Raw genomic sequence first — 26,293 nt, 5'->3', positions numbered from 1 at the left:
CGACGACCGTGCGGCCCTATTCCTTCTTCGGCTCCCCGAACCATCGGCAGCGAACGCGTCTCGTCTACGGAGGCGCGCCGCGTGAGACACCCTGGGTCTGAGACACCCGTACTGGTCACATAACGCCGTCCAGCCCGGTGTCCGCCGGCAGCTGTGTGAGGGCGGCCGCCCGGATCTCGGGGAACGAGGCCGTCATGTCCGTGCCGTGCCGGGAGCGCAGCAGCACCCGTCCGCTCGCGTGCATGGCGAGTTGGGCGCGGTAGCCGTCCCACTTCGCCTCCCCTGCCCACCCGGCGGGCAGAGCGGGGCTGTCCACGGCCACGGTCAGCATCGGCTCGGGCAAGGACCACGTCATGCGGAGATGCCTTCCACACCGAGCCCTTTCCAACCTCAGGTTGAGGCGTGGTGAAGGACGACGACGGCCTTCACGATGTTGTTGATCCGGTTGGTGCTGCAGCGGAGCTTGCGTAGCAGGCGCCAGCCCTTCAGGACGGCCATGGCCTGCTCGCCGAGGCACCGGATTTTGGCGTGGGTGCTGTTGTGCCGTCGCTTCCAGCGCTTGAGCCGGCGGCCCCGGAAAGGTACGCGGACATGGCGGCCGGCCCCTTGGTACGCCTTGTCCACCCAGCACTTCAGCCCTGCCGTTGCGAGCGCGTCGATGATGCCGTGTTCGCGCGCGGCGGTCAGGTCGTGGGTGGAGCCGGGCAGGGCCGCGGAAGCCCACAGCAGTCGGCCGAAGGGATCCGTGATGACCTGGACGTTCATGCCGTGGCGCTGGTGTTTTCCGGAGTAGTACGGGGTGTCGGCGGCGATCCGGTCGATGGGCAGGAGGGTGCCGTCCAGGATCACGTACGCCTTCGTCCGGACGGTCGTCATTGCCTCGGCCAGGGTCTGCGCCTGGGCGGCCAGCACTTCGACGGCCTCGCGTATGTAGCGGTAGACGGTCGCGATGCCGATCTCGAACCCTGCGGCGAGCTGGGCGTACGTGTCGCCGCATCGCAGGTGGGCCAGGGCGAGCAGGGCCTGACGGCCGACGGGCAGACGCCGCCATCGCGTACCTATCTCCCGCCGGTGAGCGGCCAGTTGCCTCGTCAGGTGCCACAGCGGGCGGCTGGACAGATCGATCGACGACGGGTAGACAAGCACGCGAAGCTCCTGGCGGACACGGGTGATCTTGGTCGAGAACCCGTCTACCAGGAGCTTCGTCGTTCCGTACAACCCATGCCCACCAACACCCCGACGCCACAGCCAGGTTGGAAAGGGTTCTTTGTTTGACCGGGCTGGATACCTGCTGTGTGATCTTCGGGTACACGTTGTGGAAATCAGGTGAGAAGTCTGGGGTTGGGGGCATGGGTCGGGACGTTTCGCGCTGCCCGGGTGGCGGACGGGCCCGGCTGAGGGAACGTTTCGTCTCGGTCGCCGCGGTGACCGCGCTGGTGGCGGCTCTGTCCGTGCTGGGGGTGTCCGGGGCAGTGGCCGAGGCCCTTTTGTCGGACGGGACGGGCGCTGCGGCCGCGCTGCGCAAGGCCGCTGCGTCGGGGGAGTGGGTGGAGGTGCTCGACGAGCGTGCGGAGTACTCCACGACCTACGCGAACCCGGACGGTTATGCGCTCACGTTGGAGCAGTCGGTTGTGCCGGTGCGTGTGGCGCGGCCTGACGGTTCGTGGGTGGCGCATGCTCGCCTCCGGGGGCTCGAGTTCGATCCCGCGTGGCCCGCTGCGTGCCCTTTCATCGCGACGGGTACGGCAGGACCATACGGCCGACGGGAAACCGAAGGTTTGACGGCGCATCCGTGGCGGGTAAATTTAGCCCGACCAACCGGGGGAAGAATCGGTCACGAAAAGAACGCAATTTACTACCGAGCGTGATCGCAAAGAATGTTCAAAGATTACCCAGCAGCACCCTCGAGTTGCCGCATTCCCGAAGCTATCCTGATGTCGGCTGGACCTAGGAGCGGGTGGCAATGGCCGGGCGATTTGGCCACCCCTTGCTGGAGACCTCTTCATCGTAGATATGCAGTTTTTTCGGGCGAGGGGTGACGGTTGAAGCCGAGTATGCTGACGCGACCTGCCGGGCAACTTCGCTTCAATATCCTGGGCCCGCTGGAAGGCTGGTTCGGCGACCAGCGGTTGCGACTCGGAGGCGCCGTCCAGGAACGGGTGCTGACCACACTGCTGCTGGAACCGGGAAGGGTGCTGCCGGTCTCCCGGCTGGTGACCTCCGTCTGGAGCGACGATCCGCCTGCTACCTCGTCCCATCAGGTGCGCAAGGCCGTCGCGATCCTGCGTCAGCGCATTCCCCAGGGCGACCAGGTGCTGGTCACCGACGGCCCGGGGTACCGGGCGGTGCTGACCGACGGCCAACTCGACCTCATCGAGTTCAATGTCCTCACCGGCGTCGCGAAGGACGCGGCGGCGTCCGGTCGCACGAGTGAGGCGGTCGGCGCGCTGCACGAGGCTCTCGCCCTGTGGCGTGGTTCGGTGCTGTCGGGAGAGGGCGGCCCGGTCATCGAGGCCGCCGCGACCGCTATAGAGGAACGCCGGCTGGCGGCGCAAGAGCGCCTCTTCGAGCTGCGACTGGCCCTCGGTGAGGCCGCGGACCTGGTCGTCGACCTGCGCGAGGTCGTCGCCCTGCACCCCCTGCGCGAGACCCTGCGCGGCCAGTTGATGATCGCGCTGTACCAGTCGGGGAGGCAGGCCGAGGCCCTGGAGGAGTTCGCCAAGGTCCGCGAACTGCTGGTCGAGGAGCTCGGCGTCAGCCCCGGTGGAAAACTCGCCGCCCTGCACGAGGGGATCCTCCGCGAGAGCCCCGAACTCGCCGGTCCCCGGCCAGCGGTCCCTGCTCCCGCCTCACCTCCCTCCCCCGTCGTCGACCCCCCGTGCACGCTGCCGTACGACATGCCCGGATTCACCGGCCGCAAAAGGGAACTGCGGAAAATCCTTGACCTCGCGCAGCGCAGCGGAACCCGCATCATTGCCATCGACGGTATGGGCGGCAGCGGAAAGACCTCACTCGCGATAAAAGCCGCGCATCTGCTTTCCGGCGACTACCCGGAAGGGCAGCTTTATGTGGACCTGCGCGGTTACGCTCCCGAGGGGGATCCCGTGGTCCCGGTCAACGCGATGGGCGTCATGCTGCGTGCCCTCGGAGTGCCCGAGGAGCGAGTACCCGACAAGGCCGCGGGACGGGCGGATTTGTGGCGGCGAACGGTTTCCGGCAAACGCCTGCTGATCTTCGTGGACAACGCGTCACGAGCCGACGACGTGCGTTCGCTCATCCCGGTGGGAACATCCGGCTGCCTGGTGCTGGTCACCGCCCGCAGGCGCCTGTTCGACCTCGACGGCGCCGAGTGGATCTCGCTCGGCGTGATGGCGCCTGAGGAGAGCGCCGACATCATCGCCGAGACCCTCGGCGCGGAGCGCGTCGCGGGCGAACCCGAGGCGGCGGCCGAACTGGCAAGGCTGTGCGGTCATCTTCCGCTCGCCCTGCGCATCGCCGTCGCCCGGCTCGGCAACCGCCCGCGGTGGACCGTGCGGTACATGGCCGACAGGCTGCGCGACGAGACCCGCCGGCTGGACGAACTCAGCGTGGGGGAACGGAGCGTGGCCGCTACGCTCCGGCTGTCCTACCAGGCGCTCGACGAGGAGACCCGCGCCGCGTTCCGGCTACTGGCCCTGCACCCCGGGGGCAGCATCGACGCGTACGCCGCCGGAGCGCTGCTGGGCGGGTCGGCGCGGGACGGCGAGGACGTACTGGAACTGCTGCTGGACGTGCACCTCGTCCAGCAGCCGGAGATCGGCCTGTACGCCTACCACGACCTGGTCGGCGCCTTTGCGCGCAGGCTGCTCGGGGGTATCCCCGGGGACGGCGCCGCGGCCGCCGTGGAGCGTCTGCTGGGTTACTACTTCACGGTCACCGAACGCGCCTGCGCAACGCTGTTTCCGGGACGCCGCGAGATCGCCACTGGCATCAAGGCCTCCGACGTCGATGTGCCCGACGTCCGGGACACCGATCCGGCCCGCGCGTGGTTCGCGCGCGAACAGAACACCCTGATATCGCTGATCGGGCTCGCCGTGCAGTACGGAGACGACAGGTACGCCGTCTGCCTTGCGCGCAACCTCGCCTTCTACCTCAACGCCCACGGACTGCTCGACGACTTCGAGAGCGTATGCCGCAGCGCCGTGGACACCGCGCGGCTCCTGGGTGACGACCTGCTCTTGGGGGTGAGCCTGGCCAACCTCGGCGTCGCCTACTGGGAACTCGGCAGGTTCACCGAGGGCATCAAGGTGGCCGAGCAGGGGTGGAGCGTCGCGGCCCGTATGGGCGACCGCGCCACGCAGGCGCACAGCGACAGCACGCTCGGCCTCTACAAGAGCCTGCTGGGGCGCTTTCCGGAAGCCCTGGAGCATCTGCTGGCGGCCGTCGACGGCGAGCGTGAACTCGGTCTACGCAGGGCGGAGGCGGAGTCCCAGACGGTGCTCAGCACGCTCTACGAGCAGTGGGGACGGTACGCCGAGGCTGCTTCCGCCGCCCGGCGTGCGCTGGACCTGTGCCGGGAACTCGGCCAGCCCGAGAACGAGTTCGTGGCCACCATCGACCTGGCCATCGCCCAGGTCGGCCTCGGCGAGTACGCGCAGGCCGAGGGTCTGATGAAGCGGGCCCGCGCGATGTGCGACGACACCCGGGAGCCCGGCATGGTGGCCATGGCGATGGCCCTGTCGGCGGACATCGCCCAGCGGCTCGGGCACACCGACCAGGCCGCTCAGTACGCACGCACCGCACTGGAGTACGTCGGCGCGAGCGCGTCACCCCTGCGCCGCGTCAAGGTCGAGAACATGGTCGGCCGGCTGTTCCACCGACGCGGGGAGCACGTGGAGGCCAGGGCCCTGCACGAGCGGGCGTGGGAAGGGGCGGCGGAGCTGGGTTACCGCCCTGAAGAGGCGTACGCCCGCCTCGGCCTCGCGCAGGTCTGTGACGCCCTCGGCGATGACGCGACGGCGGCCAGGCACCGCGAGGTCGGCGAGGAGATGTTCGCCGACATGGGCGTGCCGGCCGGCCGGCGCCGCCGGTAAGAGCGGAACGGCCGCGCTCCCCTCGCCCGACGGGGCGGGAGGGCGGGGCCGTTCGGCGCTGCCAGGCGCCGCCGAGGGTGCGGCCCTGGGTGCGGGACCCGGCTTCTGCTCACTCCGCCCCCCAGTGGGCGGCGTCCAGCCAGATCGCGTTGATGCGGGGGCCCTGCGGCAGCAGCACGACCTCGACCCGGGCGGTACCCGACTCGTATCCCGTGAGGTCCAGCAGGCCGCGCACGGCGGAGCGCAGCACGGCGCTGTCCGCCTCGCCGGGCGGCGGCAACACCTCCTGCTGGTCGGACAGTTGCCGGGGTTCGATGCCCACGATGTGGTGCATGCCGTTGGCGCTGCGGGTCTCGATGCTGAACACCGGTCCGTCCGGGACGTCATGCGTGACGTAGGAGCCCGAGCTCCGCATGACCTCGATGTATTCGGCTAAGCGTTCGGCGTCCTTCATCTCGCTGAGGGCAGCGTTCAGACCCGTGAGGGCGCGGGGCTGGTCCGGGGTGGTGGTCATCGGGTGATCTTTCTCGTAGGCGAGTGGTACGCAGAGGAACGAGCCTCCTTCGGAACGGTTCTGGTTCTTTCCCGAAACGTTCCCGGCAGGTTCCCCCCGGGCGGATGGGGACCGTTGCGCGTTCCGTGCGAAACAGGGCTGCTGCCCGTTGTCACGGGGTTCGAAGCGTGTGTGTTGCTCGCGTGCGGTGTGTCGGCCGCCGAGGTACGGGGTGGTTCGCGTGAGGTGTGGTGGTCGCGGGGCCCGGCGGTCGGCACGCGACATCCGTTCAGGCGGCGGACGATCGCCGGTAGGCGTGGACGAAGGCGGCGAAGCGGTCGAGGGCGTCGTCGACCTCGTCGGCCTCCAGGCCGCTGATCGACAGCCGCAGCGAGCGCAGCGCGGGACGGCCGTCGTAGAAGTGGTGCAGCGGCGTCCACAGCACGCCGTGCGTCGCGGCGGAGTACTCGAGGGCGGCGTCGGTCGCTTCGAAGGGCACGTCGACCACCACGAAGAAGCCGCCCTCCGGTGTGTTCCAGGTGACGTGCGAGGGAGCCGGGAAGCGCACGGCGAGCCCGTCGACGAGCCGTCGCAGGTTCCGCTGGTACACCTTCCGCACGTCGTGCGTCGCCCGCACGAGGCTGCAGCCGTGCTCCACCAGCCAGCCGCCCGCTACCGCCTGGCTCAGCGGCGCGGTATTGACCGTGACCATGCTCTTGGCTTTGGCCAGCACGTCCGCGAGCAGGAACCGGTCGCCGTCCGCCTGCAGGACCTGCTGGTCGGCCACGGCGAAGCCGATCCGGACGCCGGGGAAGACGGACTTGGACAGCGAGCCGAGATGGACGACGCGCCGGCCGGCGTCCAGCGACTTGAGCGTGGGCAGCCGCCCCTCGCCGAGCGGGAACAGACCGTACGGGTTGTCCTCCAGCAGCAGGATGTCCTCCCGATCGGCCAGTTCCAGCAGGGCGTGCCGCGAGGCCAGGGACAGCCGCAGGCCCGTGGGGTTGGCGAAGTCCGGCACGAGGTAGCAGGCGCGCGGCCGCAGACCCGCGGCGCGCGCCCGGTGGATACGGCGCCGCAGGTCTGCGAGGTCGATCCCGTCGGCGCCTCCGTCCACCGGGTGCACCGGCATGTCCAGTAGCCGCGCGGCCCCGGTGACGCCGACGTAGACGGGGTTCACTGCCAGCAGCACGTCCCGCTCGTCGCGCCGCAGCGCCCTCATGGTCAGCAGGAGCGCTTCCTGGCACCCGGTGGTCAGCACGATCGACTCCGGGTCGACGTCGATGCCTTCGTCCACGCTCAGGTACTGGGCGATCAGGTCGTGGATGATGCCCTTGGTCCGGCCGTACTGCAGCAGGCGGCGCCGCACACGCCGTTCGTCGAAACCCCGCTTGTCCCGCAGATGCGCACAGTATGCGCGGAGCGCGCGGTGCACGTCCTCGACGTCGTAGAAGCCTTCGTACGGCGTCCCCGCGGCCAGTGACAGCGCCTCGGGGTAGCGGCCGGCGACCTCGTTGAGGAAGTTCATGGCGGACAGCAGCGGATCGGCGAGGGAGCCGTGGAGGTCCGACAGATCCAGCTCGGCCCCGGCGGCCATGGCGGGCGGCCCCTGGGCATGCGCGCCCGCCGGCGGCAGTACGCGTCCGGTGATCGGCGGGCGCACAGGCGCGGTCATCGGCTGCCGCCCTCGGCTGTGCCGGGGACCGGCCCGTCCGCGGTGGCCAGCCCGGTCACCGCCTCGAGATCCGGACAGCCCGCCAGCGCCATGGCGCTGTGCAGTTCGGTCCGGAACAGGTCGAGGACGCGGTGGGCCCCGGCCTGTCCGCCCACGGCGAGCCCCCACAGGACGGGCCGGCCGAGGAGTACCGCGCCGGCGCCGAGCGCGAGTGCTTTGAGGATGTCCGTGCCGCTGCGGACCCCGCTGTCGAACAGCACCTCACACCGACCCGCGACGGCGTCGGCGACCGTCGGCAGGGCCGAGACGGCGGGTGGCGCGCCGTCGAGCTGGCGGCCGCCGTGGTTGGACACCACGACCCCGTCCACGCCGAGGCGCGCGGCCGTCGCGGCGTCCTGCGCGTCGAGGACCCCCTTGAGCACCAGGGGCAACCTGGTGTGCTCCCGCAGCCATTCCAGGTCGCGCCACGACAAGGAGGGGTCCACGAGGTCGGAGGTCTGGGTGGCGATCGCGCTGACGCCGGTCCGCGCGGCGGCCGGTATGCCGTCTGCACGCCGGTCGAAGTGCGCGGCCCGCACGCCCTCGGGCAGCCGGAAGGAGCCGCGCAGATCAGCCTGGCGACGGCCCATCCGCGGCGTGTCCACGGTGAGGACCAGGGCGGTGCAGCCGGCGGACTCCGCCCGGGACAGCAGCTCGGCCGTCATGCCCCGGTCCCGCAGCCAGTACAGCTGGAACCATGTCGTCCCGCCGACGGCGGTGATCTCCTCGACCGGCACGCTGCTGAAGGTACTGACGGTGAAGGGTACGCCGGCATCGCGTGCGGCCCGGGCGACCGCCAACTCGCCGTCGGGGTGGACGGCGTGCTGGTAGGCCATCGGCGCTACGGCTGCGGGGATGGCGCACGGCGTGCCCAACAGATTGGTGGCGGTGCCGGTCGCCGAGACGTCCCTGAGCACTCGGGGGACGACGCAAATCCGGTCGAGCGCCGCACGGTTGGCCCGCAGGGTCAGACCCGCGCCGGCGGCTCCGTTGACGAACCGTTCGATCATCGGGGGCAGCGCGGCCGACGCCGGACCTTGGGCGTCGGCCGGTGCGAGCAGGTCGGTGGGGGCTGTGTTGATCACAGCACGCTCTGCAGCGATGCGTCGCGCTCGGCCTGGACGGCCTCGTACAGGGCCCGGACGTTGCCGTTGCCAAAGGTCTCGGCGCCGATCCGCTCGACGACCTCGAAGAACAGCGTCCGGCGCGGGTGCGTGGTCCGCGTGAAGATCTGGTACAGCTGGCCCGCGTGATCCTCGTCGGCGAGGATGCCGGCGTCGCGCAGCGCCCGTACCGGGTGCTGGGTGTGGTCGAGCCGGTCGGGCAGACGGTCGTAGTAGGTGTCCGGGGTGCTGAGGAAGGCAACGCCGCCCTCGCGCATCCTCGCCGTCGCCTCAACGATGTCGTCGGTGGCGAAGGCCAGGTGGTGCACGCCGCCGCTGCCGTGCCGGTCGAGGAAGTCGCCGATGTGGCCCGGGTCGTGGTCCGGGCTGGGGGCGAGGACGGTGAAGGTGAGCTCCCCCGACGGGCTGCGGACCGCCTTGGAGTCCATGGCCTCCTTGTCCTGCACCATCAGCTCTTGGTAGACGCTCTCGAAGCCGAAGACGCGCTCGTACCACTCGGTACTCGGCGTGAGCTGTCCGACGGGCACGCTCACCGCGACGTGGTCGAGGAGGGTCAGGCCGGGGGTCCCGCCGGGGGCGTCGCCTCCGGTCGCGACCGGGGTGAACCCGGGGAGCGGGCCGGGCTGCGCGCCACCGGCGGGGGGCTGGACGAGGGTGTGCCGCACGTCGTCGAAACCGGAGTGGAGGGTCGCGGTGACCCAGCCGTCTTCATCGGCCGGAGAGGTGTGCGGCAGGGCCGAGCGGGACAGGGCGCGCTCGAAGGCGGACCGGGCGTCGGAGGTGAGCAGGGCGATGTCGACGACGCCGTCACCGTGCCGGTCGAGGTACCCAGCAGCGGCGTGCGCCGCGTCGAGGGGCTGGGTGAGGACGAGCACGATGCCGCCCTGGCGCAGGGCCAGCGATCGGCTACGGCCGCCATGGTCGGTGCGCGCCGCCTCCGCGTAGACGTGGAAGCCGTAGCCGTCCACGAACTGCTCCGCAGTGGCGGTGACATCGGAGACGTACATCTCGGTGTGGCTGACGTGCAGGTCCTCGGAGGGGTTCGTATACGTCATGGCGTGTCCTCTTTTCCATTTCTCGCAAAGGGTGCTGATCCGGAAGGGGATTCCGTGGATGCGCGATCGAAAAAGGCCGTCGGGGTTCACACGGCCGGAAAGGTGGGCGGAGTTCAGTCCCGCGCCATCTGGTCGGCGAGGCTGCGGGGCCGCATGTCCGTCCAGTTCGCCTCGACGAACGCGATGCTGTCCGCTCGGCTGTTCAGGTCTTGGGCGACCGTCCAGCCGGCCGGGACGTCTGCGAAGGCGGGCCACAGCGAGTACTGGTGCTCGTCGTTCATCAGCACCCGATACTGCGCCTCGGGATTGTCGAAAGGATTGGTCACGACTGACCTCCTGTCAGTAGTGGGACGGTGGAGTCGGCATGCGCGCACGGACGACGCGGCCGGCGGCGGGAACGAGCGGAATTCCGGGCCGGTCAGCCGCCCCAGGACGTGTCCCCGCCGACGGACACCGGGCCGCTAGGAAAATTCGCGCCACGGCCCCGGGAGGGCAGTGCAGAAACTCGTGTGATCTCGCGGACACCGGAGGTGGAGAAAGGCATGGGGGACTCCCGATCTCGGGCAAGGTGGAATGTCGATGTGACGCCGCGGGGGAATGTTGCGCTCGGCCGGCGCTTTTCCTGCCGCATTCAGGCTGCCAGCCCGGCCGGGCGCGGTTCCAGCCCCCGGGCCCTTCACCAAGGTGCCGATCGAGCGGGTGTCCTGTCCTGCCCGGCCGCAGCGCCCCCGGGGCAAGCAGCCGAACTGCCTGCGGCGAACGCCCGATACGCCGGGGCGGCCGATGCGTCCAGGTTGAGCGGCCGGCCCGGCGGCGTTGAGCAGCCGTGACCGCAGGCGCGCTGTGCAGCCGTGCCCCACCCGCGCGTGCGCCGGGGCGTGTTTCGAAAGTGGCGTCGTCCGCCCGGAGGGCGGGGCCCGCGGCGTCTGGTGCCGGGGGTACCTCCCACGCCTTTCGGGCAGTGGGGGAGCATCGCAGGCGGAGGGTCGTCCGCGTGCTGGGCGTACGCGGACGATCCCGACAACGCGGCGAGGCGCCGTGCCAGGCGCCGCGGGCCGGACGGGACTTTCGCAACACGCCCCAGGTCCGCCCGGACGCAGGACCGCGCCGGGGCCCATGGGCCGGAGGGCCTGCTTTCCCGAGCCTTTCGTGCACATCGCTTCGGGGCGGATGTTCCGCCTGGCTACCTTTTCCGTGACCCCGTACGGCACCCGGACAGCGGCTGCGACCCGGGATCACCCGCGTGGTGAGGGTCTTCACCCTGCCAGGACCACAAGGCACGGAGGCTGGCATGCAGTTCGGCGGCACCCACGACGTACACGACCTGCCGCCTCGGTTCGACCTGCCCACATGGCTGGCCGACGACGAGGTCGCGCTCTACGGATGGGCGGCGGTCCACGAACAGTTCGACATGCGCGCCGCGGCGCGGGACCTGGGTATGGACCCGGAGCGCCTCGACGGCTCCCTGGCCGCCCTGACCGAGCGGGGACTGCTGCACGTCCTGCCCGGCGACCCGCCGCGGCTGCAGGTGGTGGACCCCGACCTGGCCGCCGAGGTCGTGATCACGCCGTTCGAGGAGACGATCAAGCGGCACCAGGCGGGTCTGCGCGTCCTGCGCGACCACGTCGCCGGGCTGCGGCAGCACTACGTGGAGGGCATGCGCGGCAGGACCCCGGGGGCCGAGCTCATTCCCCGGCTCGACGAGGTGCGCGTCGCGCTCAACCGGGCCTCGGCGCGCTGCCGTTCGGAGATCATGACGAGCCAGCCCGGCGGCAACCGCGACCCCGAGGCACTCAAGGACGCCCTTACCCGTGACACGGAGGCGCTGGCCCGCGGTGTGCGGATGCGCACGCTCTACCACCACACCGCCCGGTTCAACGCGCCGAGCCAGTCCTACGTCGCCCAGGCGTCGGCACTCGGTGCCGAGTACCGGACGGCGCACGAACTCTTCGGCCGGCTCATCGTCTTCGACCGCGAGGTGGCGTTCATCCCGGACACCTCTGGCGCCTGGGGCGCCGTCGTCATCCGGGAGCCGAACATCGTGCACTTCCTGTGCGAGGTGTTCGAGCAGGTCTGGACCCTGGCCCAGCCGTTCTCCAACGCGGCGGCCGACGGACTGGAGATGATCTCCCGCGAGATCGACGGGAAGATCGTCAAGATGCTCGCCGCGGGGCTCAAGGATGAGACGATCGCGCGGCGGCTGGGCATCTCGCTGCGCACGGCGCGCCGGCACATCGCCGACATCATGCAGTCCCTCGGGGCCGGCAGTCGCTTCCAGGCGGGCGTGCTGATGGCCTCGAGCGGTCTGCTGGCCGATGACGGTGGCCCGGTCCTGACGGACTGACCGTGCCACCGTGCCTTCCTGACCGGCCGGACCGACCGTCCCCGTCCGCCCCGGGTCACGCCCCCAGTTGGAACTGGACGAGTGTGCAGTGGCTGTGCACCTCGGCGAGCGCGTAGCTTCCGCGTCGCGCGACATACAGCGCCTCTCCCGCGCGGAGCCGTACCCGGACGCGGGGCCCGGCCGGCCCGCTGTCCCCGCCGGGCCCCGGCCCCGCTCCTGCTACCCGACACTCGCAGGACCCCGCGAGCTGGAGCAGGACGGCGTCGTGCTCCAGCGTGTGCGGCGCGGTCCGCTGGCCCGCCCCCAGGCTCCAGTACCGAGCGTGCACCGGCCGGCGTACGAATCCGCTGAGGTGGTCCGCCATCTCCCGCATGGGCGGCTCCGCGGCGCGCAGGGCCGGCGGCGCCGCGCGCCCGTCCAGCGCCCGTCCAGCGTCCGGATCCGGTGAGCGGCTGTCGCACGCACCCACGACGGTGGCGGCGCCGGCCGGCCAGACCATCGCCGGCCCGCGGCCCCGGTACGTCGTGACGCACAGTGCGATGTCGCGGAAGAACCGGTCGGCGTCCGGATGCGGATACTGGATGTTCACATCGATGCCCTTCGTAGTCGGTCACGGCCCGGCACCGACCGCCGCCTGTGTATGTGCGGCGTCGGGACCGGCCGGCGCAGTGCCGGCGGCGTGCGTGGGGAAGCCGCCTGTCGGCCACGCCCCGCACCGGGCGGTCCGGATCCGCGGCTGCCCGTCCGTAGGACGGGTTCCGCGGCAGTCGGCCACGGGGAACGTGCCGGATTGCGGAATGCAACCGCCGGACGCCCGAGTGGCGAGAGGCCCCGCATTCATGATCGCCTCCTGAGGAGCCGTCGGGCCCTGCGGCGTACCCGCGTTGCGCGCAACGGTCCCGGCACGTCGCACCGCGGCCGCGGTGGTCACGTGTTCCAGGCTGGCAGCGGGCTCACCGCACCTCAACCCCTGGCCCCCCTCATCAACCGGCCTCTCCCCGCCGCGCCTTGCCGTCTCGCGCGAGCGCCGGAGTGCGTCCGCGGCAGGCCGACACGGCGCGATGTCCCTTTACGGACATGGCCGGTTGCAGAGCGCGGCGGACATGTCATACCGAAATGCCGCAAGTTCGGTACTGGGCAGCCCCACGCGCGGGGTGTTGTCGCAGCCGAGTTGCCTGGTGAGACGCGGTCCTGCGGCCACGCGTCACCGGCGGCGGGCCGCCCGGCGAGCGGGGCTATGAATGCCCGTGGACGGCGTGGCAGCATCCAAGCCGTCACGGGACGGGTCGGTGCCCCGGGGAGCGGACCGGCCACCGAACGGTCCCGTGCCTCATGGGCGGAAGCTCACCCGCTTGTCCCGTGGCACGCCCGGGACATCGGTGATCACAGGCCCGCAGACGCAGTCGACGCACCGCCGATCCGCATGCCCTGAATCCGCGTTCCCCGCATACGCACACCCCCACACAAACATGTCCCACAGTCCCGCATGTTCCGGCACACCCATCGGCGGACGCCCCGCCGGCACACACCCACCAGCGCGCCCCCGCCGGCGCACACGCGAGCGGCCGAGCCACCGTCCGGACGGCCGACACCGCAGCGCCGTGCGAGGAAGGGCCGCCCCACCCTTGCCCGTCCAACCCCTTCACACCTGACCCCTCACCACTCGCCCTGTCACGAGGAGGCACCACGTGAGTGACCCGTCCTGCCACGCCGCACCCCCGCCGCTGGACCCAGCCCCTGTGTCCCGGCCCCCGCGCCTGGCTGCGCACGGCGTTCCCGCCGCGGACGCGTGGAACGACACCTCTCGCGGGATCGCTCCGGCGACCGTCTCCGAGCTCTTCGCACGGCAGGTGGCCCGCGCACCCGACGCGATCGCCGTGACCTACGGGGACACGGCATTGACGTACGCGGAGCTCGACGCGCGCGCGGACCGGCTGGCGCGGGTGCTGGCCGACCGCGGGGTGGGGCCGGAGTCGTTCGTCGCAGTGGCCATGGACCGGTCCGTGGAACTCGTGGTCACCCTGCTCGGGATCGTGAAGGCCGGCGGCGCCTATGTGCCGGTCGACCCCGGGTACCCGGCCGAGCGGATCACCGCGATGATCGGCGACTGCGACCCGGCGCTCGTGCTGTGCACGCCCCCGCACGCACGGCCCGGCGAACTCCTGGCCGACAAGGCACTCGTGGTCGACGACGCGCTGATCGAGGCCGGTGGGGCCCTGCCGGCCGTCGGGGCGGCCGTGCGTCCGGACCACCCGGTCTACGCGGTCTACACCTCAGGGTCGACGGGGGCGCCGAAAGCTGTGGTCGTGCCCCACTCCGCGGTGGACCGGCTGGTGCACGAGGCTTCGTACGCGCCTGTCTTCGGTGACGACGTCGTGGCCCTGCTGGCGTCCGTGTCGTTCGACGCGGCGACGTTCGAGCTGTGGGGCGCCCTGCTCAACGGAGCCACGCTGGCGATCGCGCCGCCCGGCCCGCTGTCCGTGTCCGCTCTCGGTGCGTTCCTGCGCGCGCGCCGGGTGAGCGTGCTGTGGCTGACCGCGGGGCTGTTCCACCAGGTCGTCGACGCCGATGTCGAGGTGCTCTCCGGGGTGCGGTGCCTGCTGGCCGGCGGTGACGTGCTGTCGCCCGCGCGCTGCCGGAGCGTGCTCGACCGGCTCCCCGGCACCCGGCTGGTCAACGGCTACGGCCCGACCGAGAACACCACGTTCACCACCACCCACGAGGTGACCGGGACCAGGGCTGGGGCGAGCGTCCCGATCGGCCGACCCATCGCCGACACTCGCGTCCACGTCCTGGACGCGCGGTTGCGGCCGGTGCCCGTCGGGGCCACGGGCGAGCTCTACGCGTCCGGCGCCGGCCTGGCCCGCGGCTACCTCGGCCGGCCCGGACTGACCAGTGAGCGCTTCGTCGCCAGCCCCTTCGGTACGGGGGAGCGGATGTACCGCACCGGCGACCTGGTCCGCCAGACCGCCGACGGCGTCCTGGAGTTTGTCGGGCGCGCCGACGCCCAGGTCAAGCTCCGCGGCTTCCGCATCGAACCCGGCGAGATCGAGGCGGCCCTGCTGTCCCACCGCGACGTGGCCCAGACGGCGGTCGTGGTCCGGGAGGACTTCCCCGGCCGTCAGCACCTGGTCGCCTACGTTGTGCCCGAGAGTGTCGATACCACCGCACTGCGCCCGTACCTGCGCGAGCGGCTGCCCGCGTACATGGTCCCGGCAGCCGCAGTGGCCCTGGATGCCCTGCCGCTCACCGCCAACGGCAAGCTCGACCGCAGGGCGCTGCCGCTCCCGCGGTACGGCTCGGTAGCCGGTGGCGGCCCCCGGACCGTGCGGGAGGAGATCGTGTGCACCGCCTTCGCCGAGGTCCTGGGCGTGCCCGAGGTCGGCGTCGAGGAGAGTTTCTTCGATCTGGGCGGGACCTCGCTGTCCGCGATCGCGCTCATGGAGCGCCTGCGGTCCCGGGGCGCGGCGGTCGACATCGGGACGCTGTTCGCCGAGCCGACCGTGGCCGGGCTCGCGGCCTCGGCGGCCCCCACTGAGGTCGACGTGCCGCCGTGCCGTGTTCCGCCGTCGCCCGGCCGCATCACCGCCGAGATGGTGCCCTTCGCCGGCCTGTCCACCGAGCAGCTGGACGCGGTGGTCGCGCGGGTCGAGGGGGGCGCGGCGAACGTCGCCGACGTCTACCCGCTGGCGCCCCTGCAGGAGGGCCTGCTCTACCACCACCAGCTCATGGCCGACCAGGGCAGTGACACCTACGTCGTACGGGAGTTGTTCCGCTTCGGCTCGCGCCGCGCGCTCGACGCCTTCCTCGCCGCGTGGCAGCAGGTCGTCGGCCGGCACGAGATCCTGCGGACGTCCCTGGCGTGGGAGGGGCTGCCGCATCCGGTGCAGGTGGTGCACCGTCGGGCGACGATGCCCGTCGTCGAGGTGGCCTCCGACGGCGGCGACGTGGTGCGGCGGCTGCTGTCCGTCAGCGACGGGCTGATGGACCTGCGCCGGGCCCCGCTGATGGACGCCTTCGCGACATCGGACCGCGAGGGCTGGGTGCTGGCTCTGCGGCTGCACCATGTCACCCAGGACCACACCACCTTGGAGGTGATCCTGGACGAGGTGGCCGCGATCATGCGGGGGGACGGGGCAGACCTGCCGATACCGCTGCCCTACCGCGCCTATGTGGCGCAGGCGCTGCTCGCCGTGCCGGCCGAAGAGCACCACGCGTACTTCGCGGGGCTGCTCGGCGACGTCACCGAGCCGACCGTGCCGTTCGGCGTGCCGGGCGTCCGCGGCGACGGCCGGGACGTCGTCGAGCGCACGCAGGCGCTGGACGCCGCTCTCGCCGCCCAGGTGCGGGTCCAGGCGCGGCGGTTCGGGGTGAGCCCCGCCACGCTCTTCCACGTCGTGTGGTCACGCGTGCTTGCCGGGATCTGCGGCCGAGACGACGTGGTCTTCGGCACCGTGCTGTTCGGCCGCATGCAGGGTGGCGCGGGAGCCGACCGTGTACCGGGCCTGTTCATCAACACCCTCCCGGTGCGGGCGCGGGCACGCGAGGGGGGCGTGTCGGACGCCGTGCGCGCCATGCATGCCCAGCTGGCCGCGCTTCTGGTCCACGAGCACGCGTCGCCGGCCGCGGCCCAGCGTGCCTCGGGGGTCCGTGCGCCCGCGCCGCTGTTCACCTCCCTGTTCAACTACCGTCACGAGTCAGGGACTTCGGGTGCCTCGCCGGCCGGGTTCGAGCGCCTGCTCGAGAGCGAGCGGACGAACTACCCGCTGACCGTGTCCGTGGACGACGACGGCACCGGCTTCGCCTTCGTGACGCAGGCCGCCGAAGAGATCGACCTCGAAGCGGTCGGGCGACTCCTGGCGGCGGCGACCGAGAACGTGGTGGCCGCCCTGGCCCAGGAGAGCGCCGGCCCGCGCGCACAACTGCCGGGGGCCGGGGGCCCGGACGGAAACGGCGAACCGGACGGGCTGTCGGAGGAGGATCTGCACCGGGTCCTGGTGGAGTGGAACGACACCGCGGTGCCGCCGCCCGCCGCTTCGCTGCCGGAGCTGTTCGCTGCCCGGGTCAGAGAGGCGCCGGACTCCCCCGCGGTGGTTCTCGGGAACCACGAGGTGTCCTACGCGGAACTCGACCGCCGGGCGAACCGGCTGGCGCTGCAGCTGGTCGAACTGGGGGTACGCCCCGGCGCACCGGTCGCGCTGTTCCTGGAGCGCTCGGTGGACCTGGTCGTGGCGACTCTGGCCGTGTCGAAGGCGGGCGGGGCGTATGTGCCGCTGCACGCGGGCCATCCCGCGGACCGCCTCTCCTGGGTGATGGCCGACTGCGGGGCGCGGGTGCTCGTGATCGACCCGGCCATGGCGCGGCGGGAGTTCGACCACGACGCGCACGTCGTGGTCCTGGACGGCGCAGCCGGTGCCGGTGGGCGGGAGGACGCACCGGCCGTCCGGGTGCTGCCCGGGGAACTCGCCTACATCATGTACACCTCGGGCTCGACCGGGCAGCCGAAGGGCGTGGCGGTCACCCACCGGGACGTGGTCGCGCTGGCCACCGACCGGCGCTGGGAGGGCGGCAACCACCGGCGGGTGCTGATGCACGCCCCGCACGCGTTCGACTCCTCGACGTACGAGATCTGGCAGCCGCTGCTGAACGGCGGCACCGTCGTGGTGCTGCCGCCGGGGGAGTTCGACCCTGCGGCCCTGCGTCGCGCGGTCGTGGACGGCGGCGTGACGGGGATCCTGCTGACCGCCGGGGTGTTCAACCGCCTGGCGGAGGACGGCAGCGACCTGTTCGGGCAGGTGCGGGAGGTCCTGACCGGCGGCGACGTGGTGTCGGCCGCCGCGGTGCGCCGCGTCCGCGCGGAGTATCCGGGCACGGTGCTCGTCGACGTCTACGGGCCGACCGAGACCACGCTGTTCGCGACGTCCTACCGGGTGGGGCCCGACAGTCGCCTCGACGAGGGCGTCCCCATCGGCCGGCCGCTGGACGGCATGCGGGTGTATGTCCTCGACGACGGCTTGCGACCCGTCGCGCCCGGCACGACCGGAGAGCTCTACATCGCCGGCGTGGGTCTCGCGCGGGGCTACCTCGACCGGCCGGGGCTGACCGCCGAACGCTTCACGGCATGCCCCTTCGGTCCGCCGGGCGAACGGATGTACCGGACGGGCGACCTCGTGCGATGGCGAGCGGACGGGCAGCTGATCTTCGCTGGGCGCGCGGACGACCAGGTGAAGGTGCGCGGCTTCAGGATCGAGCCGGCCGAGATCGAGGCGGTCCTCGCGCGGCGGCCCGAGGTGCGCCGCGCCGCCGTCGTCGTCCGCGAGGACAGGCCCGGGGACAAGCGGCTGGTGGGCTACGTGGTGCCCGCCGCGGGGGCGAGCGCGGTGCCGGCCGAGCTGCGCGCCGCGGTCGCGAAGGTCCTCCCCGACTACATGGTCCCGGCCACCGTCATGGTGGTGGACGGGTTCCCGCTGACCCCCAACGGCAAGCTCGACCGTAACGCGCTACCCGCGCCGGCGTACGCGAGCGGCGCGAAGGGCCGCGGGCCCGCCGACCGCCGCGAGGAACTCCTGTGCGCGGTGTTCGCCGAGGTCCTCGGGGTGGCCTCGGTGGGTGTCGAGGACAGCTTCTTCGACATGGGCGGGCACTCGCTGCTGGCCGCCCGGCTCATCAACCGGATCCGCTCGGCGTTCGACGCGGAGCTGGCCATCGGCGCGTTCTTCGAGGCGCCGACCGTCGCGGGCGTCGCCGCCCGGCTGGCCGCGGCACCCGCGTCCGCCACCGCCGGACGCCGTCCCGCGCTCCGCCCCATGGCACAACTGAAGGAGTCATCGTGATCGCACCGTCATTCGCACAGAGCCGCCTGTGGTTCCTCAACCAGGTCGAGGGCGGCGCCACGTACAACCTGCCGGTGGCCGTACGGCTGACGGGCCCGCTGAGCGCGGACGCCCTCGAGGCCGCGCTGGGCGATGTCGCCGACCGGCACCACAGCCTGCGCACCCGGTTCCCCGAGCGGGACGGTGGCCCCGTGCAGGAGATCGTCGCCGGTCCGCGTGGCCGGCCGGTCCTGCGCAGGGCCCGCACGACGCAGGACGGGCTGGCGCTCGCGCAGGAGGAGTTCGCCCGGGCCGGCTTCGACCTGTCGACGGACCTGCCGCTGCGGGCCCTGCTGCTGGAACTCGCGCCGCACGACCACGTGCTGGTCCTGGTGGTGCACCACATCGCCTGTGACGGCTGGTCGTTGAAGCCGCTGTGGCACGACCTGTCCGTCGCGTACGCCGCGCGCAGTGCCGGCCGGGAGCCGCAGTGGGAGCCGCTGCCGGTGCAGTACACCGACTACACGCTCTGGCAGCGGGAACTGCTTGGCGCGGCGGACGACCCGGGCAGTCTCCAGTACCGGCAACTCGCCTACTGGCGGGAGGTGCTGGCAGGGGCGCCCGAGGAGCTGGCGCTTCCCGCGGACCGACCGCGCCCTGCGGTGGCCGGCCACGCGGGCGGGCGGGCGGCGCTGACGATCCCCGCGGAGCTGCACGGCCGGCTGGCGCGGATGGCCCGCGCGCACGACGTGACGTTGTTCATGGTGCTTCAGGCGGCGGTGGCGGCCCTGCTGTCCCGGATGGGGGCGGGCACGGACATCCCCATCGGCACCCCGGTGGCAGGACGCACCGACGAGGCGCTCGACGACCTGGTCGGCTTCTTCGTCAACACCCTGGTCATTCGCACCGACCTGTCGGGTTCCCCCACCTTCGGTGAGCTCCTCGCCCGTGTGCGGGAGCGCAGCCTGGGCGCCCTGGACCACCAGGACGTGCCCTTCCAGCGGCTGGTCGAGGAGCTGTCCCCGGCCCGTTCGATGGCCCGGCACCCGCTGACGCAGGTGCTGGTGGCCCTGCAGAACAACCAGGTGGCGGCCCCGGACCTGCCGGGGGTTCAGGCCCGGCCCTACCTGGTCGGGCAGCCCGTGGCAAAGACCGACCTGACCTTCGACTTCGGCGAGCGGGCGGATGGCCAGGGCCGTCCGGCCGGGATCGACGGCGTCCTGTTCTACGCCACCGACCTGTTCGATCCGGGCACGGCCGAGTCCCTGGTGACGCGGCTGGTGCGGCTGCTGGCGTCGGTGGCGGCCGACCCGGGCCTACGGGTCAGCTCCATCGACCTGCTGTCGGACGAGGAGTGGCGGGATGTCCTGGCGCCGTGCAGCGACACGGACAGCGCGGTGATGCCGGGCCGCACGCTGCCCGAGCGGTTCGAGGCGCAGGCCGCCGGAAGCCCGCACGCACCGGCGGTCGTGGACGCCGACGGTACGCGGATCACCTACGGTGAGCTGAACTCCCGCGCCAACCGCCTGGCCCGGATGCTTGTTGCCTGCGGCGCCGGCCCCGAGACCCGGGTCGCCGTCTCGCTGCCCCGGTCCGCGGAGCTGGCGGTGGCGCTGCTGGCCGTGCTCAAGAGCGGTGCGGCGTACGTGCCCCTGGACCCGGACTATCCGGCCGACCGGGTGGCGTACATGCTGCGGGACGCGGACCCGGCGGTGGTGGTGGCGTCGGGCGATACGGCAGCGACCGGCCGGGGACGGCCGACGCTGCTGCTCGACGACGTGCGGACCGCCGCCCGCCTGGCGCTGCTGCCGGACGGCGATCTGACCGACCAGGAGCGGACGTCGGCCCTGTTGCCGTCGCACCCGGCCTACGCGATCTACACCTCGGGATCGACCGGCCGCCCCAAGGGTGTGCTGGTGCCGCACGCGAGTGTGCTCCGGCTGTTCACGGCGACGGACGGCTGGTTCGGTCCCGGCCCGGACGACGTGTGGACGTGGTTCCACTCGTTCGCCTTCGACTTCTCGGTGTGGGAGATGTGGGGTGCTCTGCTCCACGGCGGGCGCCTGGTCGTGGTACCGGTGGACGTCGCGCGCGCACCGGCCGAGTTTCTCGCGCTGCTGGCCCGTGAGCAGGTGACGGTGCTGAACCAGACGCCGTCGGCGTTCTACCAGCTGGCCCAGGCCGACGCGCAGGATCCACGGTCGAGCGCCGCGCTGGCCCTGCGCAGCGTGGTGTTCGGCGGGGAAGCTCTGGACCTCACCCGCCTTGCGGACTGGCACGAGCGCCACGGCGACCGGACGCCGCAGCTGGTGAACATGTACGGCATCACCGAAACCACCGTGCACGTCAGCTACAAGGCGCTGAGCGCCCTGCCTGCGGGCAGCGGCCCGGTGCCCGGCGCGATCGGCCGTAGCATCCCGGACCTGAAGGTCCACGTGCTGGACGACGCCCTGCTGCCCTGTCCTCCCGGCGTGCCCGGGGAGATGTACGTGTCCGGAGCCGGTCTGGCGCGCGGGTATCTGGGACGCCCGGATCTGACCGCGGGCCGGTTCGTCGCCGATCCCTACGGCCCGCCCGGGCGGCGGATGTACCGCAGCGGCGACCTGGCGCGTTGGAACGCCCGCGGGGAGCTGGAGTACCTGGGGCGCGGCGACGACCAGGTCAAGATCCGCGGCTTCCGGATCGAGCTCGGCGAGGTTGAGTCGGTGATCGCCGGGCACCCCGCGGTGGCCGCGGGCGCCGTCCTGGTCCGCGAGGACCGGCCCGGCGACAAGCGTCTGGTCGCCTACCTCACCGCCACCGCCACCGCCACCGACGCTCAGTCGCCAGCCGACCGCGGCCGGATGGCGGCCGAGGTGCGGGCCCACTGCGCCGCGCTGCTGCCGGACTACATGGTTCCCGCGGCGTTCGTGGTGGTCGACGCGTTCCCGCTGACCGTGAACGGCAAGCTGGACCGGCGGGCGCTGCCCGCGCCGGACGTGTCGGCGCGGGCAGCCTCGCGGGCCCCGCGCACGGCCGAGGAGGAGGTCATGTGCGGCTTGTTCGCCGAGGTCCTGGGCGTGGCCGGCGTCGGCGTCGACGACCACTTCTTCGAACTCGGCGGCCATTCCCTGCTGGCCGTCCGGCTCATCAGCCGTATCCGCGCCACGCTCGGCGTCGACGTCGAGGTCCGTACGTTCTTCGAGGCGCCCACTCCGGCCATGCTCCTGGCCCGCGTGGCGGCCGCGGCCGCGGGCGGCCCGGCGCGTTCGCGCCCGGCGCGCGGGCCCAGGCCGCCGATCGTGCCGCTGTCATCGGCGCAGCGGCGCCTGTGGTTCATGGCCCAGCTGGAGGGGCCCAGCCCCACGTACAACATGCCGGTCGCGTACCGGCTGACGGGCGACCTGGACACCGCGGCGCTGCGGGAGGCGCTGGCCGACGTGGTCGGCCGGCACGAGAGCCTGCGCACGGTCTTCCTCGAGGCGGCGGGCGAACCCCACCAGCTCGTGCTGCCACCCGAGCAGGCCCGCCCCGGACTGCCGGTACGCGACGTGGCCGCCGACGCGGTGGACGCCGCCGTCGCACAGGCCTCCGCCCGCAGCTTCGACATCGCCACCGAACCCCCGCTGCACTGCGAACTGCTGGCTCTCTCTGCCACCGACCACGTCCTGGTCCTGGTCCTGCACCACATCGCCGGCGACGGCTGGTCCATGCTGCCGCTGCTGCGCGACCTCGCGGACGCCTACACCGCCCGCCGCACGGGCGAGCAGCCCCGATGGACCGAATTGCCACTGCAGTACGCCGACTACGCGCTGTGGCAGCAGGAGTTCCTCGACACGCTGGACGACGCGGGAAGCCCGGGCGGCGGTCCGGTCGACTACTGGCGCCGGCACTTGGCAGGGCTCCCGGACGACCTTCCGCTGCCCACCGACCGGCCGCGACCGGCGCTGCCGTCCTACGCCGGGGCGAGCGCCCCGGTGGAGATCGGCCCGGAGCTGCACGACCGGCTGGTCCGGCTCGCCCGCTCGCACCGGGTGAGTCTTTTCATGGTGGTGCAGGCGGCGTTCGGTGTCCTGCTTTCCCGGCTGGGCGCGGGCACCGACATCCCTATCGGCACCCCTGTGGCCGGCCGGCGGGACGACTCCCTCCACGACATCGTCGGGATGTTCGTCAATATGCTCGTGCTGCGCACCGACCTGTCCGGGGACCCCCGGTTCTGCGACCTGCTCGGCCGCGTCCGGGAGACGGACCTGGCCGCCTACGACCATCAGGACGTGCCGTTCGAGCGGCTGGTGGAGCTGCTCAACCCCGGCCGCTCCGCGTCGAGGCACCCGCTCTTCCAGGTGATGTGCGCCCTGGACAACACGGCCGCTGCCGAGTTGCGGCTGCCCGGGCTGGCGGTGCAGGAGCGGCCGGGCACCCGCGCGGCGGCCCGGTTCGACCTGTCGCTCAGCCTGACCGAGCACACCGCCCCCGACGGCGGCGCGGGCGGGGTGTGGGGGGTCCTGCAGTACGCCACCGACTTGTTCGACACCGGTACGGCCGAGGCGATGGCGGCCCGGCTGGTGCGGGTGCTGGAGGCGGCCGCCGCGGATCCCGACGCCCGGATCGGCTCCCTCGACATCCTGTCCGCGCAGGAGCGCGACACCCTCCTGGTGGGCTGGAACGACACGCGCGCCGACGTGCCGGTGCGCACCCTGCCCGACCTGTTCCAGGATCAGGTGCGGGCGGACCCGGACGCCGTCGCGGTCGTCTGCGAGGGCTCCCGGCTCACCTACGGGCAGCTGGACGCGCGGGCCAACCGGCTCGCCCGGCTGCTGGCGACCCGCGGGGCCGGACCCGAGCAGATCGTCGCCCTGGCGCTGCCGCGCTCCGTCGAGTCCATCGTGGCCCTGCTGGCCGTGGCCAAGTCCGGCGCCGCCTACCTGCCGCTGGACACCGACTACCCGGCTGAGCGCATCGCGTTCATGCTCGCCGACGCCCGGCCGCTGCTGGCGGTGACCACCACCGCGACGGGAGACCGGCTGCCCTGCGTCACCGCGCTGCCGCACCTCCTGCTCGACGATCCAGCGACGATCGAAGCCCTCGACGCCGCCTCGCCGCAGGAGGTGACGGACGCCGAACGCCGCTGCCCCCTCCTGCCGGCCCATCCCGCCTACGTCATCTACACCTCCGGGTCCACCGGGCGCCCCAAGGGCGTCCAGGTCACCCACCGCGGCATCGCCGGCTTCGCGACCACCCAGCGGGAACTGCTGGGTATCGGGCCGCGCAGCCGCGTCCTGCACTTCGCCTCGCTCAGCTTCGACGCGGCGACCGCGGAGATCTGCCGCGCCCTGCTGTCCGGTGCGGCACTCGTGGTGAGCCGGCGCACCGTGTTCGGGCCGCACGGGCTGGCCGAGACCGCCCGCGGGGAGGCGGTCACCCACGCTTTCCTGCAGCCGACGCTGCTCGCGGCGGGGGCCGACCTGTGCCTCGACGGTGTCGAGACCCTGACTGTCGGCGGCGAGGCGTGCCCGCCCTCCCTGGTCGGGCCCTGGGCGCCGGGTCGCCGGATGCTGGTCTTCTACGGTCCCACCGAGGCGACCGTCCTCGCCACGCATCACCTGATCCGCCCCGAGGACGCCGCGCACCCGTCCGCTGCCCTTCCCATCGGCAGGCCGCTGGCCAACACGCGGGCCTACGTGCTCGACGCGCTGTTGCAGCCGGTGCCCGCCGGAGTGACCGGTGAGCTGTACCTCGCGGGCACCGGTCTCGCCCGCGGCTACCTCGACCGCCCGCAGACGACGGCGGAGCGGTTCGTCGCCTGCCCCTACGGGGCCCCGGGCGAACGGATGTACCGCACGGGGGACCTGGCCCGGTGGAGCGCGGACGGGGAGCTGCACTTCGTCGGCCGCACCGACGACCAGGTCAAGCTCCGGGGCTTCCGGATCGAGCTGGGCGAGATCGAGTCCGCGCTCGCCCGCCACGACGGCGTCGCGCAGGCCGTCGTGATCGTCCGCGAGGATCGGCCCGGCGACCGGCGCCTGGTCGCCTACGTGCTCCCGGAGCCCGGCGCGGTCCTCGACCCGGCGGGATTGCGGGCCTTCGCCGCGCGGACGCTGCCCGAGTACATGGTCCCCTCGGTCGTCGTGCCGATGGCGGCCATGCCCACGACGGCGAACGGCAAGCTGGACCGGCGGGCGCTGCCCGCGCCGGACGTGTCGGCGCGGGCAGCCTCGCGGGCCCCGCGCACGGCCGAGGAGGAGGCCATGTGCGGCTTGTTCGCCGAGGTCCTGGGCGTGGCCGGCGTCGGCGTCGACGACCACTTCTTCGAACTCGGCGGGCACTCGCTGCTCGCGACCCGCCTCATCGGCCGTATCCGCACCGCCTTCGGCACCGAGACGGACGTCCGCGCCATCTTCGAAGCACCCACCGTCGCCATGCTCACAGCCCGCATGGGCGCCGCGCCCGCCTCGTCTTCCGCTTCGTCCGCGCTGGAGGCCGTGCTGCCGATCAGGGACCGGGGGGTGGGTGAGCCGCTGTTCTGCCTCCCGCCGGCCGGCGGACTCAGCTGGGCCTACGCCCGGCTTCTGCGCCACCTCCCGCCCGAGCAGCGCCTCTACGGCCTCCAGGCCAGGGGTGTGGCCGGGAACGAGCCGGCCCCGGAGACGGTCGAGGAGATCGCGACGGACTACGCGCGCTGGATCCGCCGGATCCAGCCGCACGGCCCTTACCGGCTGCTCGGCTGGTCCTTCGGCGGCGTCAATGCCCACGCCGTCGCCGTCCGGCTCCAGCGGGAGGGCGAGCGGGTCGAGTCGCTCGCCCTCCTGGATGCGTACCCGCACAGCGCAGACGGCGAGGCGGACGACACCGCCCTGCTCGCCGACCTCGCCCGCTCCCTCGGGGTCCCGCCGTCGTCGGCCGGCACCGGCGACCTGTCGCCCGGGTGGATCCTGGGCCGGCTGCGCGCCGGTGACCATCCGCTGCGGGACGTCTCGGAGCAGACCCTGAACGCCATGCTCCACGACTACCGGATCGCGCGCGATGCGCGGCGCACCCACGTGCCCGGGGTGTTCCGAGGGGACGTCCTCGCGTTCACCGCGGCGGCGAGCACCCCGCTGTCGGTCACGGCCACCGGCACATGGTCGCGTTACGTGGACGGGCGGATCACCGAACACCGCGTCGAGTGCCGGCACGAGGACATGCTGCAACCCGCGCACATCGGCGTCGTCGCGGCTGCGGTGGCCGATGGGCTGCGGTCCGGTGGCCGCGCCCGCGAGCGCGCGGAGGCCGAACTTGCGGCAGCGGGCGGCCGGGTGTGATGCCGGCGGCCTGATCGCGGAGGGGGTGGGGTCCCGGCCGGCCGGGACCCCACCCCCTTTGGCATGGTCCTCGTCGGGGTGTGCTCAGGTAGCAGATCCGACAAGCCGGCGTTCGCCACGGGCCAAGACCCTCAGCCGACAGCCGACAGCCGACAGCCGACAGCCGACAGCCGACAGCCGACAGCCGATAGCCGTCCGCGGGTCGCGGCAGCCGGCCTGGGGAGCGGGTGGGCCGGAGCCGACGACCGGCCGGCGCGGTCGCCGGCTCCGGCTCGGGTGGGGCTCCGGCACCGCGTCTTCGACGCATGGGCTGTCGCAGGGCGGCTCGTTGCCTTGCCCCGGCCCGTCCCCGGGCTACGCGGCCGCCCCGCCCGGTCCCAGCCCACGCGGCCACGCCCC

General features: G+C 72.5%; 13 protein-coding genes. 5 read left to right on the top strand and 8 right to left on the bottom strand.

Annotated features, from left to right (window positions below; translation table 11 throughout):
* Positions 1 to 115: 115 nt before the first annotated feature.
* Both OG568_RS48430 and OG568_RS48425 read right to left on the bottom strand, forming a co-directional pair.
* Entirely contained in the window at positions 116 to 355 is a 240-nt protein-coding gene (locus OG568_RS48430; RefSeq protein WP_329529747.1) for an ATP-dependent DNA ligase, read from the bottom strand.
* A gap of 35 nt (positions 356 to 390) precedes the next feature.
* The gene (locus tag OG568_RS48425; RefSeq protein WP_329529746.1) at positions 391 to 1,146 is read right to left on the bottom strand and encodes a transposase family protein; all 756 of its coding nucleotides are present in this window, start codon (positions 1,144 to 1,146) and stop codon (positions 391 to 393) included.
* A gap of 278 nt (positions 1,147 to 1,424) precedes the next feature.
* On the opposite strand from OG568_RS48425, the gene OG568_RS48420 reads away from it, so the two are divergent.
* The gene (locus tag OG568_RS48420; RefSeq protein WP_329529745.1) at positions 1,425 to 1,868 is read left to right on the top strand and encodes a hypothetical protein; all 444 of its coding nucleotides are present in this window, start codon (positions 1,425 to 1,427) and stop codon (positions 1,866 to 1,868) included.
* A 186-nt stretch (positions 1,869 to 2,054) separates the two neighbouring features.
* Positions 2,055 to 5,072, top strand: a complete 3,018-nt coding sequence (locus OG568_RS48415; protein ID WP_329529744.1) for an AfsR/SARP family transcriptional regulator — start codon at positions 2,055 to 2,057, stop codon at positions 5,070 to 5,072.
* A 109-nt stretch (positions 5,073 to 5,181) separates the two neighbouring features.
* Here OG568_RS48415 and OG568_RS48410 read toward each other — a convergent pair whose 3' ends face one another.
* The 5 genes from OG568_RS48410 to OG568_RS48390 form a co-directional block, all read right to left on the bottom strand.
* Positions 5,182 to 5,586: a hypothetical protein gene (locus OG568_RS48410; protein WP_329529743.1), complete on the bottom strand. Its 405-nt coding sequence runs from the start codon at positions 5,584 to 5,586 to the stop codon at positions 5,182 to 5,184.
* A 268-nt stretch (positions 5,587 to 5,854) separates the two neighbouring features.
* Positions 5,855 to 7,162, bottom strand: a complete 1,308-nt coding sequence (locus OG568_RS48405) for an aminotransferase-like domain-containing protein (protein ID WP_329538229.1) — start codon at positions 7,160 to 7,162, stop codon at positions 5,855 to 5,857.
* A gap of 74 nt (positions 7,163 to 7,236) precedes the next feature.
* Positions 7,237 to 8,364, bottom strand: coding sequence for an alpha-hydroxy acid oxidase (locus OG568_RS48400; protein ID WP_329529741.1), 1,128 nt, complete (start codon positions 8,362 to 8,364; stop codon positions 7,237 to 7,239).
* A complete protein-coding gene (gene hppD, locus OG568_RS48395; protein ID WP_329529740.1) occupies positions 8,361 to 9,458 on the bottom strand; it encodes a 4-hydroxyphenylpyruvate dioxygenase in 1,098 nt (365 codons plus the stop codon). Before hppD ends, OG568_RS48400 begins: the two co-directional genes overlap by 4 nt.
* 113 nt (positions 9,459 to 9,571) lie before the next feature.
* Positions 9,572 to 9,784: an MbtH family protein gene (locus OG568_RS48390; protein WP_329529739.1), complete on the bottom strand. Its 213-nt coding sequence runs from the start codon at positions 9,782 to 9,784 to the stop codon at positions 9,572 to 9,574.
* Between the two features lie 965 nt (positions 9,785 to 10,749).
* Between OG568_RS48390 and OG568_RS48385 the strand changes: the two genes are divergently transcribed.
* Positions 10,750 to 11,802: a helix-turn-helix transcriptional regulator gene (locus OG568_RS48385; RefSeq protein ID WP_329529738.1), complete on the top strand. Its 1,053-nt coding sequence runs from the start codon at positions 10,750 to 10,752 to the stop codon at positions 11,800 to 11,802.
* A 55-nt stretch (positions 11,803 to 11,857) separates the two neighbouring features.
* On the opposite strand, the gene OG568_RS48380 is transcribed toward OG568_RS48385, so the two are convergent.
* On the bottom strand, positions 11,858 to 12,391 hold the full coding sequence (locus OG568_RS48380; RefSeq protein WP_329529737.1) for a hypothetical protein: 534 nt from the start codon (positions 12,389 to 12,391) through the stop codon (positions 11,858 to 11,860).
* Positions 12,392 to 13,490: 1,099 nt separating this feature from the next.
* On the opposite strand from OG568_RS48380, the gene OG568_RS48375 reads away from it, so the two are divergent.
* Entirely contained in the window at positions 13,491 to 18,635 is a 5,145-nt protein-coding gene (locus OG568_RS48375; RefSeq protein ID WP_329529736.1) for a non-ribosomal peptide synthetase, read from the top strand.
* On the top strand, positions 18,632 to 25,894 hold the full coding sequence (locus tag OG568_RS48370; protein ID WP_329529735.1) for a non-ribosomal peptide synthetase: 7,263 nt from the start codon (positions 18,632 to 18,634) through the stop codon (positions 25,892 to 25,894). Before OG568_RS48375 ends, OG568_RS48370 begins: the two co-directional genes overlap by 4 nt.
* Positions 25,895 to 26,293 lie beyond the last annotated feature (399 nt).

Origin of the sequence: Streptomyces sp. NBC_01450 (assembly GCF_036227505.1) — a bacterium.
Lineage (GTDB): Bacteria > Actinomycetota > Actinomycetes > Streptomycetales > Streptomycetaceae > Streptomyces.
Note: the sequence above shows the minus strand (reverse complement) of the source record. Positions and strands in the feature narration are given on the sequence as shown.

What these genes read in the sequence shown, in the direction of transcription:
- OG568_RS48405 (WP_329538229.1), bottom strand. Translation starts at nt 7,162, where the DNA reads ATGGCCGCCGGGGCCGAGCTGGATCTGTCGGACCTCCACGGCTCCCTC.
- hppD (WP_329529740.1), bottom strand. Translation starts at nt 9,458, where the DNA reads ATGACGTATACGAACCCCTCCGAGGACCTGCACGTCAGCCACACCGAG.
- OG568_RS48415 (WP_329529744.1), top strand. Translation starts at nt 2,055, where the DNA reads ATGCTGACGCGACCTGCCGGGCAACTTCGCTTCAATATCCTGGGCCCG.
- OG568_RS48385 (WP_329529738.1), top strand. Translation starts at nt 10,750, where the DNA reads ATGCAGTTCGGCGGCACCCACGACGTACACGACCTGCCGCCTCGGTTC.
- OG568_RS48430 (WP_329529747.1), bottom strand. Translation starts at nt 355, where the DNA reads ATGACGTGGTCCTTGCCCGAGCCGATGCTGACCGTGGCCGTGGACAGC.
- OG568_RS48410 (WP_329529743.1), bottom strand. Translation starts at nt 5,586, where the DNA reads ATGACCACCACCCCGGACCAGCCCCGCGCCCTCACGGGTCTGAACGCT.